Origin of the sequence: Exiguobacterium sp. SH0S2, from assembly GCF_004337185.1 — a bacterium.
Lineage (GTDB): Bacteria > Bacillota > Bacilli > Exiguobacteriales > Exiguobacteriaceae > Exiguobacterium > Exiguobacterium aurantiacum_A.
The window spans coordinates 884,869-901,471 of record NZ_SJVB01000001.1; the positions used below are offsets into that span (position 1 = coordinate 884,869).

Here is a 16,603-nt window from a genome sequence, read left to right on the forward strand (position 1 = left end):
ACAAACAGGCGCCCGGTCCTACCTTGGACCGGGCGCCGATTCGCTTGCTGATCAATCCGTGAACGGTTTATCCCGATGGCGACGTTTCGCCAAGATCAAGTAATAAGCCGGAACAAGGACGAGTGTCAGTACGGTCGAGAACAGAATTCCCGACACGATACAGATGGCGAGCGGTTTGAAGAGCGGGTCTTCACCGAACGCGACCGGTAGTAACGCGACGACCGCCGTCAACGCCGTCAGGAGAATCGGACGGATCCGTGCACGTCCTGCCTCATATACCGCTGTCGTGACGGACATTCCACTGCGAATTCCTTGCTCGATGAATTCGAACAAGACGACCGCGTTTCGAACGACGATTCCGGCAAGTGAGACCATCCCCATCGATGCCATGAAGCTAAACGGCGTCTGCGTGATGAACAGCCCGACGACCGCACCGGCAATCGCCAAGTAAATCGTGAACAAGACGAGAAGCGGTAAAGAAAGTGAATTGAACTGGAATGCGATGATTAAGAAAATCAAGAACAAGACGACGATGAACAACGTCGCGAGTTCAACGAAGAACTCATTTTGCGTATCGCTCGCTCCCGACTGTTCGAACGAGATGCCATCGCTCGTCAAGTCTGATTTTGCGTCATCGAGAATCCGTTCAACGTCTTGTTTGAACGCATCTTCGTCCATCCCTTCAGTCGCATAGATTTGAAGCGTGACGATCCGCTCCCCGTTCTCACGCGGAATCTGTTGGATCTGTTCAGTCGTCGTTTCGGTGACGAACGTACTGAGCGGGGCGACCGGCGGACCGGCTTCCGTGTCGACCGGGACGAGAATCTCGTCAAGGGCGAGCGCCTCGCGGTTTGCGGCCGCATCGACGACGATTTTCACATCGCGTTGTTCGACACCATCGTCGAACGTACCGATCGGGATGCCGTCCGTGACTAACCGGATCTGATCGCTAATTGCTTTCGCGGTCACTCCAGAAGCAGCCATCGCTTCTCGGTTCAATTCGTACGTGAGTGTCTGGAACGGTTCTTTAATGTTGTCGAGCACGAGCGCGCCATCGATTTCTTCGAGGTCTGCCTTGACCGTATCGCGTGCCGCGACAAGTTCTTCGATCGTTTCACCGCGCATTGTGAACTCTACCGGGGCAGACGTTGGTGGTCCCTGCTGCTGCGTATCTAAGAAGATTTCAGCGTCCGGATAGTTTTCACGTATTTGCGATGTGTACTCATCAATCAACTGAATCGCATCGATTTGTTCGTTGTCGACTCGGACGACGACTTGTCCTGCATTGTCACCCGACTGATTGAGTCCACCGGTGAACAAGCTCGGAAGCCCACCGCCAGCGAAAATGGCGGTCTCGGTAACACCGTCAATCTGTTGGAATTCGGCTTCGATCTGTTGGAGGCGACGTTCTGTTTCCTCTAAGTCGGTTTGAACCGGGAACGTGACGCTCGTCACGACTTCTGGTCGGTTCGCAGCCGGGAAGAACTCGAACGGTGTCAACAGAATCAGCCCGTATAGTGCTGTCGTGATGACAAACCCGACCAATCCGAACGTCCACGGCCGTTTAGCGACGACCGGGAGCAACCGATCCGCATAAAAATTACTGAGACGGTTGAGCGGTCCGCCAAGCCAGCCTGGCTCCCGCTTCGACACTTTCACTTTCTTCCGGTTCAACCAATACTGTGCGATCGGCACGAGTGTCAAACTGATGACCATCGATGCGAGCACCGACAACGCGAGTACTGTCGGTAACGCTCGGATAAAGTTCCCGTTCGCGCCTGACAAGAGTGTCAGCGGTAAGAACGCGAAGACGACGGCGAGCGTCGACGTGACGATCGATCCCCAGACTTCTTTCGTTCCGCGAACGGCACCGACCATGGCTGTATCGCCTTTCCGGTAGCGACGCAAAATGTTGTCGTTGACGACAATCGCGTCATCGACGAGAATACCGAGCGCGATGATAGCCCCGATGATCGAGATTTGGTTCAAATCGACTCCCGTGAAGCGGAGCGGGATGAGTGCGATCAAGAAGGACAACGGAATCGCCAAGCTGACGATGAGTGACCCTGTGAACGTCAACCCGATCGTCGTGACGACGATAACTGCGATCATGGCGATGATGAATTCTTTCGTAAGTGACGAGAAGATCGCATCGACCGCTTTCGCTTGATCGTAATAAGTGACGAGTTCGACCCCGTCTAAGTCTCCCACTTCAGAAGCGACGACTTCATCGACGCGTTGTTGCAGCGTCGGGATGTCTTGACCTGGCTCGATTGTCACCGTGAGCGAGATTGCCGGTTCGCCGTCGAGTGAGACGAGGTCGGTGACTGCTTTTGTCGTCTCTTCGACCGTACCGACATCGGCAAGGCGGACGGGATCACCGTCGACAGAACCGACGATGACTTGATCCATGTCGTTGACGTTCGTCAAGTTATCGATCGCCAATTGATAAATACCGTCGTCCGTCGATTGGCGACCGAGCGGTGTCGTCTTATATTCTTCGTTGATTGCCGTCAAGACGTCTGGGAATGCGAGTTGGCGTTCCCCAAGCGCTTCGGAATCCAGTGAGACGACGAATTCTGTTTCCGGGAGCCCTTTGATCGTGAACCCGGTCACACCATCTGTTCGTAGCAATCGATCTTCTAGCCGTTCGACCTGTTCTCGAACCGCTTCAAGCGACTCGCGATCGCTCGACGTCAGTAAGTACGATGCGACCGGAAGCTGACCGATCGAATCGTTGACCGTCGGTGCTAAGGCGTTGTCAGGTAACCGAGGCGCCGCGTCTGAGATCGCCTGCCTCACGTTCGCTTGCAGCTCGCCTTGATCAAATCCGTCTTCATACTCGACGGTAATATTCGAGAACTCCGACGCCGACAGCGACGATACGTTCTCCACCCCTTCAAGCCCTCTTAACTCGGTTTCAAGGATGTTCGTGACGTTCCGTTCGACCGTCTCAGCGGTCGCCCCTGGATATGGGGTCTGAATGAGAATGATATTAACGCTAGTCTCTGGGATTTCACGTTTCGGGAGCTGGAAAAACGTGAGTACCCCGACGACGATTGCAACGAGTAAAAATACAATTATCAATTTTCCTCGCTCAATCATTTTCTGAAAAAACATATTGACCCCTCGCTTTCGGATAATGTGCAAATACACATATGAACTATTCTCCTTTATCATAGAGGGGTTTGAATCGGTTTTCAATCCTTAAACGTGATGCAATGTGCTACTATGGAAACGTTTTTGGAACGCATAAGATAATTCAATCGATCGCTGCTTCTGCCGTTGGACCGTATGATCGGAGACAGGGACTTGAATCGATTCCCCGGTCAGAAATTGAATCCGGGTCCCGTTGCCAGACTTTTTGATGCCCGTGACATGTTGAAAATTGATCCACGCACAATCAGGACTCTCTTTGGCGATTGTCGGGAAAAAGACGGCATCGGCGTGCCAATCCATGACGACAGGGGTTTTTCGATGAGGACCAAGCACGTGACGGGCCGCTTCAATTCGCCCTTGGATACTCGATCCATAATAGAGACAAGCCGATTCGAGCAAGTGAATCGGAGAACCTTTCAGACGGTGCACGCCATCAGGCTGATAGACGAGTGTCTCGGCCTCACCGTACTCATTAAATACCGGAACCAACGCTCTTGTATCATTCGTCAACTGTGTCATCTGTTCTTCCTCCAAAACGTATAATATGACTTACACGTTATTCATAACAAGTTCCTTAAACGTGTGCAAACGGCTCGTCGACATTTCCCACTAAAAAAACCAGCCGTTCGCAGGCTGGTTTTTAAAATCTGTCATCCGTTTTTAATTTTTGTGTGTCTTTCAGGTGGGGGAAGTGGAATTGGACAGCAACTCCGTCGTTCGTATTACCCAAGGTAACGGTCCCTCCATGGAGGGTCACGATGCGTTGGACGATAAACAAGCCGAGACCGAACTTGCCTTGCTTCCCACGGGAAAATTGATGGAACAGATCAAGGTTTTCATCGACTGACGGGCCATCGTTTTTGATGACGATGTCGATTCCTGCATCCGTTCGTTCGAGCTCGACCTGAATCGTCGACTCGGCGTAACGAATCGCATTGTCGAGCACGTTTTCGAGCGCGACCCGAACCTGTTCCCCGTCACCGAGCATCTCGCCCGCGTGTCCGGTCAACGTCCACTCGAGGTTACCTCGGAGCTTGAAGCGGTCGATGAGCAGTTCGACCAACTTATCGAGGTTGATCGGATCGAGCTTCATCTCCTGCCCTTTGAAATACTCCAACTTGGTGACGTATAACAAGTCGACCACTTTTTTCTCGAGACGCGATGCTTCTTCATCAATGACTTCGGCCGACCCTTTCAAGTCTCCGGTCGGATAGATGCCGTCCCCGATCGACTGAGCATAGCCGCGAATGACCATGATCGGCGTCTTCAAATCGTGAGAGATGTTTTGTAAGAGCGCCTGTTGCGCCAAATCTTGCTCTTGCAGTTCTTGGCGCATCGCGTCGATCGACCGCGCCAATTGTCCGAGCTCGTCTTCCCTGGCGAGTGGTAACACCGTCTCCCATTGGCGGTTCGATATTTTCTCAACGGCCCGTTCCATCTCGACGATCGGCTTCGTCAACTCTCTCGACATCCAAAGGGCCGGGATGAGTGATAGGAGGCTGATGACACCAATTAAAATCGAGATACGCCAGAACAATGTCGAGACGAGCTCACGGCGATAAGCGTCCCAGGCGTAAGACGCCTGGTAGATGAGGGCACCGTCATATTCGTTTTGACGAATCGTATAGTAGACGTCTTCCCCATCGATCGTCGTCTGATATTTGGCGACCTCGCTCGTCTGTTCGAGCGCCTCTTGATACATCCGATTCGTCAGCTCGAGCGGGGCCGAGCCGTAAATGATGCGTCCGTTCGGCAAAAAGATAAGCTGATTGACCGAACGTGATTCTTGTTGACGCCGATCGTACTCGATCGGGTTGCTCGGAATATTTTCGAGCTCGTTCGTATTTCCGAGGTAATAATCGACATCTTGAAGCGTCTCATACACTTGTTCATCGATGAACTGCGTGATCGAGGAGCGGACCGTCAACAAGATCATCAACGCCAAGGTGACGATGATGAGTAAAATCAATACCCAGATTTTCCACATGAGCCGTTTCGGCTTAAGATCGTGAAGTCTCATGGCTTAACGAGTCGATAACCGATCCCATACAGCGTCTCAAGTTCGAGTCGGTGCAACTTCTTCCGTAAGCGTCGGACCAAGTCATCGACGACACGGTCTGAGCCGAAATAGTCGCGACCCCAAACACCTTCTAATATTTGCTCACGCGACAGCGCCGAGCCCGGATGTTCGAGGAAGAGCAACAATAAATCGAACTCTTTGGACGTCAAATCGATATCATCCGCAGCATGCTTGATCAGTCGTTTGTCCGGATAAATCGTGTATTCCCCATACTCGATATGTTCGTTCGATTTCGACCCGTACACCCGATCGATCAATTTTTTGACCCGGATGACGAGCTCGCGCGGTAAGAACGGTTTGGCGATGTAGTCATCCGAACCCATCTCCAGTCCGATGATTTTATCGATGTCCTCATCACGGGCCGAAATGAAGATCGTCGGTGTATTGGCGTTCGTCGCCTTGATTTGCTTCAACAACTGAAAGCCATCGAGGTCCGGCAGCATAATATCGAGCACCCATAAGTCAGGTTCGTCTTGAATCGCGGCTTGGGCTGATACACCATCCGTGAACGAACGGACTTGGTAGCCTTCTTGCTCTAAATACGTGACGAGCATTTTGTTTAAATTGACCTCATCATCGACTAAATAGATCGTGTACATTTTAGTCACCTCTGCAGCATTTTTTAACATCATATCAAACAATTGTCGACGAATGATGGGAAATCACTCGTTTTGAACCGGCTGGATGTACCGTCAATCGCGTAAGTTAACGAAAAAAAGAAGGGTTTCCCCTCCTTACCGTGTCGACCGTGTCCGCAATTGTTGAGCGAGGAAGGCCGTCCCCCCGCTAAGTAACGCCAACACGCCGCTGATCATGACGAGTTCCATCGTAACCCCACCTTCCCGCTGATACCGATTCTCATTATCATCTATACTATATCATAGTTTTTAGCATGAGAACATCACAAAAAAATCCCGCCTCACAGGCGGGATTCGGTCGTTATGCGTTGACGTCGTAACCTTGTTCTTCGATAGCTTCGATCATCACTTTGACGGAAATCTTATCGTTATGGATTACATCGACTCGGTGATCTTGTAACGAGACGATGGCTGACTCGACGCCTTCTAATTCGGTCAAAGCCCCTTCAACCGCTGCCTTGCAATGGTTACATGTCATACCTTCTACTTTCAAGACTGTTTCATTCATTTGGAATGTCCTCCTTGTTTTTTTAATCGCAGTGCGTTCAATACGACCGAAACCGAACTGAACGCCATCGCTGCCCCAGCAATCCATGGAGCGAGCAAACCGGCCGCGGCAATCGGTATACCGAAGCTATTATAGGCGAGCGCCCAAAATAGGTTTTGACGGATGTTTCGCATCGTGAGCGCACTCATCTCGATCGCCCGATCCACGCCTTCGATATCTCGACCCATGATTGTCACGTCCGCCGCTTCTAAAGCGACGTCCGTCCCGCTGCCGAAGGCGATACCGACGTCCGCGACGGCGAGCGCAGGCGCATCGTTCATCCCGTCACCGACCATGGCGACGCGGCCACGTTGTTTCAGTGCCTCGATATGGTCTGCCTTCTCGACGGGCAACACCTCGGCAATGACGTTCGCTTCAGCGATGCCTAGTTCACGCGCCACGTCGAGCGCGACTTCTTTTCGGTCTCCCGTCAAGACATACACTTGTCTCGTCGTCGCAAGTCGTTGCACGACAGCCCGGCTACCTTCTTTCAACCGGTCTTGAAGACCGAACGCCGCCACGACTTCAGATTCACTCGCCACGTAAACCGGCGTCATCGCTTGCATGTCCCAATCAGGCAACGTGAATCCGGCCTCGCGCATCATCCGGACCGAACCGATAAGAAGCTCTTTCCCATCAACGACCGCTTTCAATCCTCGGCCCGATAACTCTTCGACCCGTTCCACGTGCCCGACGCCGGCGCCGCGTCCGATCGCTTCCGCAAGTGGATGCGTCGACTGACGTTCGGCCATGACCGCCCGTTGTAAAAACGACTCGTCCCCGAACGTCGCCACGACTTCAGGCGTCCCGTTCGTGAGCGTCCCCGTCTTATCGAACACGACGATATCGACACCGTTCAATGATTCGAGTTGACCGCCCCCTTTAAAGAGGACGCCTTGTTCAGCCGCACGGCCGGTCCCGACCATGATCGAGGTCGGGGTCGCAAGTCCGAGCGCACACGGACAAGCGATGACGAGGACGGCGATTGAAGACCGAATCGCCATATCGAGATCATTAAACCCGAACAACCAAACGGCGAACGTGACGGCACTGATGGCGACGACAATCGGCACGAACACGCCGGAGATTCGGTCGGCCTGCCGTTGAATCGGCGCTTTATCCGTTTGTGCCTGTTCGACGACACGGACGATTTGCGCAAGCATCGTCTCGCTGCCGACACGCTCTGCCGCCATCAAGAAGCGATGCGATCGATTGATCGTCCCACCGACGACATCAAAACCGACGCCTTTTTCAGACGGGATCGATTCTCCGGTCAACATCGATTCATCGATGACCGTCTCACCTTCAATGATTTTACCGTCGACCGGCACTTTCTCACCTGGACGGACGACGATCACGTCGCCGACGTTGACGAGGTCGATCGCCACCGACCGTTCTTCCCCGTCGACGAGTAAGATTGCTTCTTTCGCCTGCAGCGACAGAAGCGATTTGAGCGCGTCCGTCGTTTTTTCTTTCGCCCGTGCCTCCAACCATTTCCCGAGCAATACGAGCGTGATCAACACAGCGCTCGTCTCGAAATAAAGGGACGGATTCATCGGATGGATGAGCATTTCGAACACGGAATAGAAGTAGGCGGCGGATGTCCCCGTCGCGACGAGGACGTCCATGTTGGCCGCCCCACTCTTCAGGCTCTTATACGCCCCTTGATAAAACTGGGCCCCAATCCAAAACTGGACCGGTGTCGCGAGCGCGAATTGCCACCACGGGTTCATGAGCCAATCGGCATGGAACATCAACCCAGGGATATGGGTAATCATGACGAGTAAGAGCGGCGCCGAAAGAAGCGCCGAAATGAGCACTTTCCGTTCTAGTGGGCGGAGGTCATGTCTCGGTGTGAGCTCGACTTTTCGTTCCGCCCCGTAGCCGATCTTCTCGATCCGGGCGATCAGCTCCTCTTCGGTGATGCCGTCCTCGACGCGAATTGTCGCCGTCTCGAGCGGCAAATTGACGGTCGCATCGACCCCGTCCATCTTATTCAATACTTTCTCGATTCGGGCTGAGCATGCGGCGCATGTCATTCCTTGAATCGACAGTTCGACAGTCTTCATACGAGCACCTCCTTACTTTTTAATGCGGCTGACAATTGTCATCAATTCGTCAATGTATGGATCCATATCTTCCGTTTCACTCGCATGGACCAAGCATTTACGCATATGACGCTCAAGCAGCTGCATCTCGACTTGCTTTAACGCGGCTTGAATAGCCGACGTCTGCGTCAAGATATCGACGCAATATCGGTCGCTCTCGACCATCTTTTGAATCCCACGGACTTGGCCTTCGATCCGGCGCAGCCGCTTACTGAGCGCAACTCGCTCGGCGTCTTCGCGCGGGACGAGCGGCTGTTCGTGCAAGAATTCATCCATTGTTATCACCTCACGTCTAATATACCCCTACCCCGTAATGGTGTCAAACGTATGAAATAAAAAAAGAGCGACAATTGTGTGTCGCCCTTGCTTGATTCAGTTGCGTTGAAACGCCTCGCTTTTCAAAACCGTCCGCAAAATCTTACCGGTCGTGTTTCGCGGTAACTCATCGATGATCTCGATGTGGCTCGGCTGTTTATACTTGGCAAGTTTCGTCGCCGCGAACGCGCGGATCTCGTCGACCGAAAGCTCATCGCGGGTGACGATGAACGCCTTCACCGCTTCACCTTGCTCGGCATCGGGCACGCCGATGACGGCAGCCTCGACGATACCCGGGTGTTGGTATAACACTTCTTCGACTTCCCGCGGGTAGACGTTATAACCACCGACGATGACCATATCCTTTTTCCGGTCGACGATGTAAAAATATCCGTCCTCGTCACGTTTCGCCAAGTCGCCCGTATAGAGCCATCCGTCCCGAAGCGTCATCGACGTCTCCTCAGGCAGTTTGTAATAGCCTTTCATGACGTTCGGACCGCGGACGATCAGTTCCCCGACTTCGCCGACACCAACTTCTTCACCGAGCTCGTCGACGATTTTGTTCTCGACGTGGATGATCGACGGACCGATCGATCCCGCTTTCCGTTCCCCGTGGAGCGGGTTGAAACAAGTGACCGGCGACGCCTCTGACAGGCCATACCCTTCGAGGATCTTACACTCGAACTTTTGTTCAAACGATTCGAGCAGTTGGACCGGTAAGCTCGCCCCGCCCGAGACGAAGACGCGGACGTGCTTGAGCGCCGACGCGTAAGCCGGTACTTTCAGCGCCGTTTGTAACAAGAAGTTGTACATCGTCGGCACACCGGCAAAAATGCTGACCTGATGCTTCGGAATGAGATCGAATACGTCTTGCGGCGAGAACTTCGGCAAGATGATGATCGTCGCCCCGCGCAGGAGCGGCGCGTTGACGATGACCGTCAAACAGAAGACGTGGAACATCGGCAGCGCCGCGAGCGCCTTATCGTCCGGTGTGATCTCGAGATATTCTCCGATTGAGTGCGCATTCGAGAACAAGTTGAGGTGGGTCAACAGCGCCCCCTTCGGTTTACCTGTCGTCCCGCTCGTATATAAGATGACGGCGACGTCTTGTTCATCGACCTCGACTAGCGCTGTCACGCCCGAGGCGAACGCTTTTGAAAACGCCATAAATTCGATATCCCCTGTGCGCTCGATTGCGGGCACATCCGCATACGGTACCGAGATGACAAGTTTCAACTGCGGCAAGTTCGTGAGCGCCGTTTCGGCTTGCGCGACGAGCGGCGACAAGGCGACGATCGCTTTCACGTCTCCATCGAGTAAAATATAAGCCATCTCGTCCGGCGTATATGTAGGGTTGATCGGAATGACGATTCCCCCTCGCGCGAGGACCGCAAAATAAGAAATCAAGAACGCCGGGCTATTCCCGAGGACGAGCGCGACGTGGTCCCCTCTGTCGATCCCCTTCTGTTCAAGCGTCGATGCCATCGCTTGGACTTGTCCGAAAAACTGCTCGTAGCTGACCGTGTCCTCCCCGAACACATAGGCCGCCTTATTTGGATGCGCGGCCACAACCCCTTGTAACGCTGTGACTAAGTTTGCCATGGTAATCCCCCTTTAGAAATGAATGACGATTCACTCTTGAGCCGTAAAAAAGAGCACGGCAACCGCGCTCTTTTTCAGTTATCTCTATTGTACATGAAACATCTCAGGAAGAAAACGCTTTCAAATCCATCATCTGTAAATGATATAGTCCGGCCCGGCTTTGGACGTGAACGAGCGCTTGCAACGCTTCGTCGTCCATGAGCAGATCATCGATCAACTTATGGAACATCTGTTTCTTCTCGTCAGTCGTCGCTGTGATGATAAAGATCATTTCTGCACAGACCGATTCCCCGGCGATCGTCCGCACGTCGAACGGACGGTTCAAGTGGAGCAGCGTGATGCCATCGCGCTTTGAGACCTGGTTCGGCACGTCGATGACAGCGACCGGGATGGCGACGTCCGTCACTCCGGACGGGATCGTGCGCTCCTGCTCGATGATGACTTGCGCGAACGTATCATCGACTATCCCTTTTCCTTCTAGCTCAAGACCAATCGCGAGCATGGCTCGCTCGAACGTCGGTTGATCGGTCACCCACATCCAGTTCGTGTCCATCCATTCTGTGATGAAACGGCACATCTTCATTCCTCCTATTGGCTCATCTCCATTAACGAAAGCGCTTGCACTGATTATGATACGCCTTCCCGCAACGACTCGCAACGCTACACATAAGGTTTCACGAAAACGCCAAAAAGGATGGTCTCTGAAACAGACCATCCTCCTGCAAAATCGCCTCAGCTAATGAGATCGACCAGTTCTTCTAAGTCGACGTTACCGAAGTAATGCTTGACGTCGAGGTGTGACAATTGTTCCCGAATCGCGGCTCGTTCGAATCGCGTCCCGACGAGTGCTTGCTCGACGTCGTGGATATCACCGACGCCAAAGAAGTCGCCGTAGATTTTCGCTTCTGTGATCGTCCCTTTATTGACGTTCAAACGAACGTCAATTGTGCCGATCGGGAAACGACGCTTCGATTCGACGTCGAACTTCGGTGACTTCCCGAAGTTCCAGTCCCAGTTCGCGTAGCGTTCTTTCGAGATGTCTTGAACGATTTCCCAGTCCTCGTCACGGAGCACGTAACGTTCCGGGTCTTGACCATCATAGATCGAGTGGAGGAGCGCCTCGACGAACCGTTCCATCTCCATCTCTTCCTCTAAAAATTCCGTGATGTTGGCGACCCGGCTCCGGACCGACTTGATGCCTTTTGAGCGCATCTTCTCTTCCGAGACGTTGAGCGAGTTGACGACTTCCTCGATGTTCGAGTTGAACATGAGCGTCCCGTGGCTGAACATGCGACCGCGCGTCGTGAATTGGGCGTTCCCGCTGATTTTCCGTTCGCCGACTTGAATATCGTTACGACCGGTCAATTCTGCTTCGACACCGAGTTGTTTGAGCGCATCGACGATCGGCTGTGTGAACTTCTTGTAGTTGTTGAACGAATTGCCGTCATCTTTCGTGATAAAGCTGAAGTTCAAGTTACCTTCGTCGTGATAGACGGCACCGCCGCCAGACAAGCGACGGACGACGTCGATCCCGTTCTCTTCGATATACTTCAAGTTGACTTCTTCTGACGTGTTCTGGTTTTTGCCGATGATGATCGACGGGCCGTTAATATAGAACAAGAAGTAGTCCTCATGCTCGACGTTCAAATGCTTGAGGATATACTCCTCGACCGCCAAGTTGAGTTTTGGGTCCCGGATGTCCGGGTTAAAGATAAATTTCACAGTCGGTTTCCTCCTAATCGGATGTTCGTTAGTTGTATTATACGAGACGAATCACCCGCTCTACAACTTGTTTACTTCCACTCACCGCTCATAATGCGCTTCAGCGCGTTCGCGACGCCGTACTCATCATGACGTTCCGTGACGTGGTGGCTGATCGCGATCAAGTCGTCGTGACTGTTGCCCATCGCGATCGCTTTGCCGGCGACTTCAAACATCGGCACGTCGTTCAAGTTGTCACCGATGACGACGACTTCTGACAAATCGACACCGAAGTGCTCGGCTAATTTTTTGACACCGTGACCTTTGTCGGCCCCGTTCGCCATCACTTCGATGTTGTCGTTCCCTGATGACGTGACGTATACCCCGTCGACACGCTCATCGATTTCAGTCCATAGTGATGACATCTTCTCAAAATGACTTGAGAACGCGATGAATTTATAGACGCGGCCAGCCTCGTTTTTGATGAAGTCCTCGATATCCTCGACGAGACGGACGTCTTCGTTGACGTAATAACGCTTCCGGAAGAACTCATACATCTCGAGCGACCGGTCGTCACCGTTTTGCTTCAAGTTTTCCATCGTTGCATCGATCAAATCGAGGCGACTTGCGACAAGTCCCGCTTCCGAATACATCTCGTAGAAAATGTCTGAATACTTATGGTCTTGATGAAGCACCGACACGACTTCGAGCGCTTCTTCAACCGTCAAATCGATTTCATGGAGCACTTCTCCCGTTTCGGTCAAGACGCGGCCCCCGTTTGACGAGACGATCGGGCACGTGAGACCGGCTTCATCGAGAATCTCTTTCGCGTTGAAGTAATTGCGTCCCGTCGCAATCGCAAAGCGAATCCCTTGTTCTTCGGCGGCGCGGACGATTTCAGCCGTCTCCGGTGCGATTTTTGTGTGGTTGTGCAGAATCGTGCCATCCATATCGGATACGAACAGTTTATACGTTGTCATCAACATCCACTCCCTCTTTTTCTCTTTCGCTTCTAACTATAACAAAAAGAGAGGCCGACGGAAAAATCCGACACCTCTCTTCACAAATCCTTAACCAAGTTCTGCTAACTGTTTGATCTGCTCGTGGACGCTCTTAATACAGTCCGGCATGCCGATCCCGTCGTAGGCGATCCCCGCGAGCAGCACGCCAGGATAAACTCGGCTCATCTCGGCCCGAAGCGCTCGCACCCGGTCGGCGTGGAAGACCGCGTACGGCGGCAATCCGTCCCGCAGCCGGCTGACGACCGCCTGGAGCGGTGCGGCTTTGATGTTCATCAAACCGCCCAAGTCACGGAGCGCTGTCGCCACGATGTCCTCATCCGGTGCATCGACGATCTCGTCAGCACCCGGACGACCGAGGAAGACACGGAGAACGTGATAGCCGTCCGGCACGGCGTGTGGCCATTTTTGATCGATGAACGTACACGCCGTGATCATCACGTCCGCTTCTTGGCTCGTGACGAAGCCCGTACCGACGAACGGGAGCTCGATGTCTGTCTCTTTAAAGACGAGTGAGCACGTCGCGGTCGCATGCGGCTTCATATCGGCCAAGAAATCACTGTCGACTTTCGGTAAGAACTGACGAATGAGACGCGGCGGGACCGTCAGTACGAGACGCTCTGAATCCATATCGCCACGATTCGTGAGCAGACGATAGCCTGTCTCGATCTCCTCGACTTGTTCGACCGAACAGTTCAAGATGACCTCTGTCCGCTCGAGCCGTTCCGCGAGACGGTCCGTCAGCGACTTCAAACCTCGCCGGAGCGAAGCGAACTGTCCGACTTTCTTCGCGCCGACTTCAGCGACACGCTGTTCGGGACGAAGATGGCGCATCCCTTCATATAGACTGCCGTACTTCTTCTCACCTTCGATAAACTGCGGGAACGTCGACAGCGCACTCATCTTGTCGATATCGCCGGCATAAATACCCGACAATAGCGGCTCGATCAATCGGTCGACAATCGGATCTCCGACCCGTTCTCGAAGATAGAGGCCGAGTGAGACGTCCGTCTCTGGGGGAATGATGTCTGGGGGCGATACCAGCATGGCCCGCAATGCCGCGTGCTCGTCTTCTGACAAGAGCGACGTCTGCTTGAACGCGTCGACGTCGAGCGGGATGCCCATCACCGTCTGTTTCGGGATCGGATGTAACCCGTCATGATGCAAGACGTACGCTTGGCCGACCCCGTTCCGGACGAGCTCGTCCCCGAGACCGACGTCATGGATCAACTCGGTCATCGCCGTCTTCCTGAACACGTAAGAGTCGGGGCCGCGCTCGACTGCGAATTCACCGGTCTCAAACGTATCGATTTTTCCGCCCAACCGGTCATTGGCCTCTAACAGCGTGATTGACACGTCTTCCGGCAAATAACGCTCGGCATAAAAAGCGGCGGTGAGACCTGTGATCCCACCACCGACAATCGTCAAATTACGCATGATGCACGATCACGCTTTCCATCCGATCTGCGACGGCTTCGATGAAGCTCCGCTCTGCGTTTGGCATATTTGGACGTGCATAGTGAACGCCAAGGCGGTCACAAACGACTTTACATTCCACGTCGTTGTCGAAGAGCACTTCAAGGTGGTCAGCGACGAAACCGACCGGCGTATAGACGAACGCCTCGTAGCCATGTTTTTCGTGAAGTTCAGCCGTCAAATCTTGGACGTCCGGCCCGATCCAAGGATCCGGTGTGTTGCCTTCAGACTGCCAACCGACCTCATAGTTGATGACACCAGCAGCTTGCGCGATCTTATCTGCCGTCTCTTTCAACTGATCCGGGTACGGGTCGCCACCGGCCAAAATCTTCTCTGGCAAGCTATGCGCCGACACGATCAAGCATGCCTTTTCGGCTGGGACCGGCAAGTTCGCGAACGTCTCTTTGATCGCTTCAGCCCACCAATTGATAAATTTCGGCTCATCGTACCACGACTCGACCGAACGGATCTCGATGTCGTATTTCGCCGCTTCTTCATGGGCGCGTCCGTTGTAAGACTTGACGCTATATGACGAATAATGAGGGGCAAGAACGACTGAGACCGCTTCTTTAATGCCGTCGTTCGCCATTTGCGCGACCGCATCCTCGACGAACGGTTCGATGTGCTTGAGACCGATATATAATTTGAAGTCGATTTCACCAGCGTGACGCTCGTTCAAAATGTCTCGAAGCGTCTCCGCTTGGTCGATCGTGATCTTCGCGAGCGGAGATACGCCCCCGATCGCCTCATAGCGTTCCGTCAAGTCTTGGAGCGCTTCCGGTGCCGGCTTGCGTCCGTAACGGATGTGCGTATAATATCGTTCAATGTCTTCCGGTTTATATGGTGTTCCATAAGCCATTACGAGTAATCCGACTGTTTTCATGATGATTTGCCTCCCATTTTTTCACGTGAATAGTCATGGATAAATGCCGTCAATTTGACGAGTACGGCCGGGTCGACTTCTGGGAACACCCCATGTCCCAAGTTGAAGACGTAGCCCGGTTGTTTCATCCCTTCATCGAGGATTTCTTTCACTTTCTCCTCGATGACCGGCCATGGTGCCAGCAAGAACGACGGGTCCAAGTTTCCTTGCACCGCTTTCGTAATGCCGCGATCGCGCGCTTCTTGAACCGACAAGCGCCAGTCGAGCCCGACGACGTCGATTGGCTGATCTTGCCATTCTTCTACAAGATGGCTCGCTCCGACACCGTGCATGATGAGCGGGATGTCGAGTGTGCGCAATTCAGTGAAGATGCGCTCAGTCGTCGGTTTAATGTAACGGACATAATCTTTGCGGCTGAGCGTCCCGACCCATGAATCGAACAATTGGAACGCTTGGATACCGGCCTCGGCTTGCGCTTTGGCGTACGTGATGACCATGTCTCCAAGTTTGTCCATGAGCGCGTTCCAAACGTCCGGCTCAGCATACATGAGTGCTTTCGTCCGATGATAGCTTTTCGATGGACCGCCTTCAATCATATAGCTCGCAAGCGTGAACGGTGCTCCCGAGAATCCGATGAGCGGCACTTCAAGACGCTCTCGGAGCAAACGGATCGTCTCGAGCACGTACGAGATGTCGTCAACATTCAGCGGTTTTAAGCGCTCGACGTCCTCCATCGTCCGATACGGATTATCGATGACCGGGCCAATCCCGCTCTTAATTTCTACGTTGACGCCCATCGACGGGAGTGGCGTCATAATATCTTTGTACAGAATGGCCGCGTCGACTCCGAGTTGCTTGACCGGGAGTTCCGTCACGTAGGCGCATAGTTCTGAATCGTGTGTGATTTCGAACAACGTCCTCGTTTTCTTGATCTCACGATATTCTGGTTGGTAGCGTCCGGCTTGGCGCATATACCAGACCGGCACATAGTCTGTCGCCTCTCCTCGAAACGCCTTCAAAATAGTATCGTTCATACGTCGCGTCATTCCCCTCTATAATTCTCCTACACTCTTCT

The 16,603-nt window shown here is 53.2% G+C and carries 14 protein-coding genes; all 14 read right to left on the bottom strand.

The window, feature by feature from the left end:
• Positions 1 to 51: 51 nt before the first annotated feature.
• Positions 52 to 3,120, bottom strand: coding sequence for an efflux RND transporter permease subunit (locus EVJ21_RS04485; protein ID WP_131466155.1), 3,069 nt, complete (start codon positions 3,118 to 3,120; stop codon positions 52 to 54).
• A gap of 87 nt (positions 3,121 to 3,207) precedes the next feature.
• Positions 3,208 to 3,678, bottom strand: a complete 471-nt coding sequence (locus EVJ21_RS04490; RefSeq protein ID WP_131489961.1) for a competence protein ComK — start codon at positions 3,676 to 3,678, stop codon at positions 3,208 to 3,210.
• Between the two features lie 121 nt (positions 3,679 to 3,799).
• The gene (locus EVJ21_RS04495; RefSeq protein ID WP_233589622.1) at positions 3,800 to 5,146 is read right to left on the bottom strand and encodes a sensor histidine kinase; all 1,347 of its coding nucleotides are present in this window, start codon (positions 5,144 to 5,146) and stop codon (positions 3,800 to 3,802) included.
• A 29-nt stretch (positions 5,147 to 5,175) separates the two neighbouring features.
• Entirely contained in the window at positions 5,176 to 5,838 is a 663-nt protein-coding gene (locus EVJ21_RS04500; protein WP_070327853.1) for a response regulator transcription factor, read from the bottom strand.
• A gap of 340 nt (positions 5,839 to 6,178) precedes the next feature.
• Positions 6,179 to 6,385, bottom strand: coding sequence for a cation transporter (locus tag EVJ21_RS04505; RefSeq protein WP_131441594.1), 207 nt, complete (start codon positions 6,383 to 6,385; stop codon positions 6,179 to 6,181).
• Positions 6,382 to 8,493: a heavy metal translocating P-type ATPase gene (locus EVJ21_RS04510; protein ID WP_131489962.1), complete on the bottom strand. Its 2,112-nt coding sequence runs from the start codon at positions 8,491 to 8,493 to the stop codon at positions 6,382 to 6,384. The genes EVJ21_RS04505 and EVJ21_RS04510 overlap by 4 nt, the downstream gene beginning before the upstream one ends.
• A 12-nt stretch (positions 8,494 to 8,505) precedes the next feature.
• Positions 8,506 to 8,808, bottom strand: a complete 303-nt coding sequence (locus tag EVJ21_RS04515) for a metal-sensitive transcriptional regulator (RefSeq protein WP_070327854.1) — start codon at positions 8,806 to 8,808, stop codon at positions 8,506 to 8,508.
• Positions 8,809 to 8,904: 96 nt separating this feature from the next.
• On the bottom strand, positions 8,905 to 10,449 hold the full coding sequence (locus EVJ21_RS04520) for a long-chain-fatty-acid--CoA ligase (protein ID WP_131489963.1): 1,545 nt from the start codon (positions 10,447 to 10,449) through the stop codon (positions 8,905 to 8,907).
• A 103-nt stretch (positions 10,450 to 10,552) separates the two neighbouring features.
• Positions 10,553 to 11,026 carry a PTS sugar transporter subunit IIA gene (locus tag EVJ21_RS04525; protein WP_236636469.1) on the bottom strand — a complete coding sequence of 158 codons (474 nt, stop codon included), beginning with the start codon at positions 11,024 to 11,026 and terminating at the stop codon, positions 10,553 to 10,555.
• Between the two features lie 155 nt (positions 11,027 to 11,181).
• A complete protein-coding gene (gene lplA / locus EVJ21_RS04530; protein WP_131441598.1) occupies positions 11,182 to 12,171 on the bottom strand; it encodes a lipoate--protein ligase in 990 nt (329 codons plus the stop codon).
• A 71-nt stretch (positions 12,172 to 12,242) separates the two neighbouring features.
• Positions 12,243 to 13,136 carry a Cof-type HAD-IIB family hydrolase gene (locus tag EVJ21_RS04535; protein WP_071399224.1) on the bottom strand — a complete coding sequence of 298 codons (894 nt, stop codon included), beginning with the start codon at positions 13,134 to 13,136 and terminating at the stop codon, positions 12,243 to 12,245.
• A gap of 84 nt (positions 13,137 to 13,220) precedes the next feature.
• The gene (gene hemG / locus EVJ21_RS04540) at positions 13,221 to 14,606 is read right to left on the bottom strand and encodes a protoporphyrinogen oxidase (RefSeq protein WP_131489965.1); all 1,386 of its coding nucleotides are present in this window, start codon (positions 14,604 to 14,606) and stop codon (positions 13,221 to 13,223) included.
• A complete protein-coding gene (gene hemH, locus EVJ21_RS04545) occupies positions 14,599 to 15,528 on the bottom strand; it encodes a ferrochelatase (protein WP_070327860.1) in 930 nt (309 codons plus the stop codon). The genes hemG and hemH overlap by 8 nt, the downstream gene beginning before the upstream one ends.
• The gene (gene hemE / locus EVJ21_RS04550) at positions 15,525 to 16,574 is read right to left on the bottom strand and encodes a uroporphyrinogen decarboxylase (protein ID WP_070327861.1); all 1,050 of its coding nucleotides are present in this window, start codon (positions 16,572 to 16,574) and stop codon (positions 15,525 to 15,527) included. The genes hemH and hemE overlap by 4 nt, the downstream gene beginning before the upstream one ends.
• Positions 16,575 to 16,603: the final 29 nt, after the last annotated feature.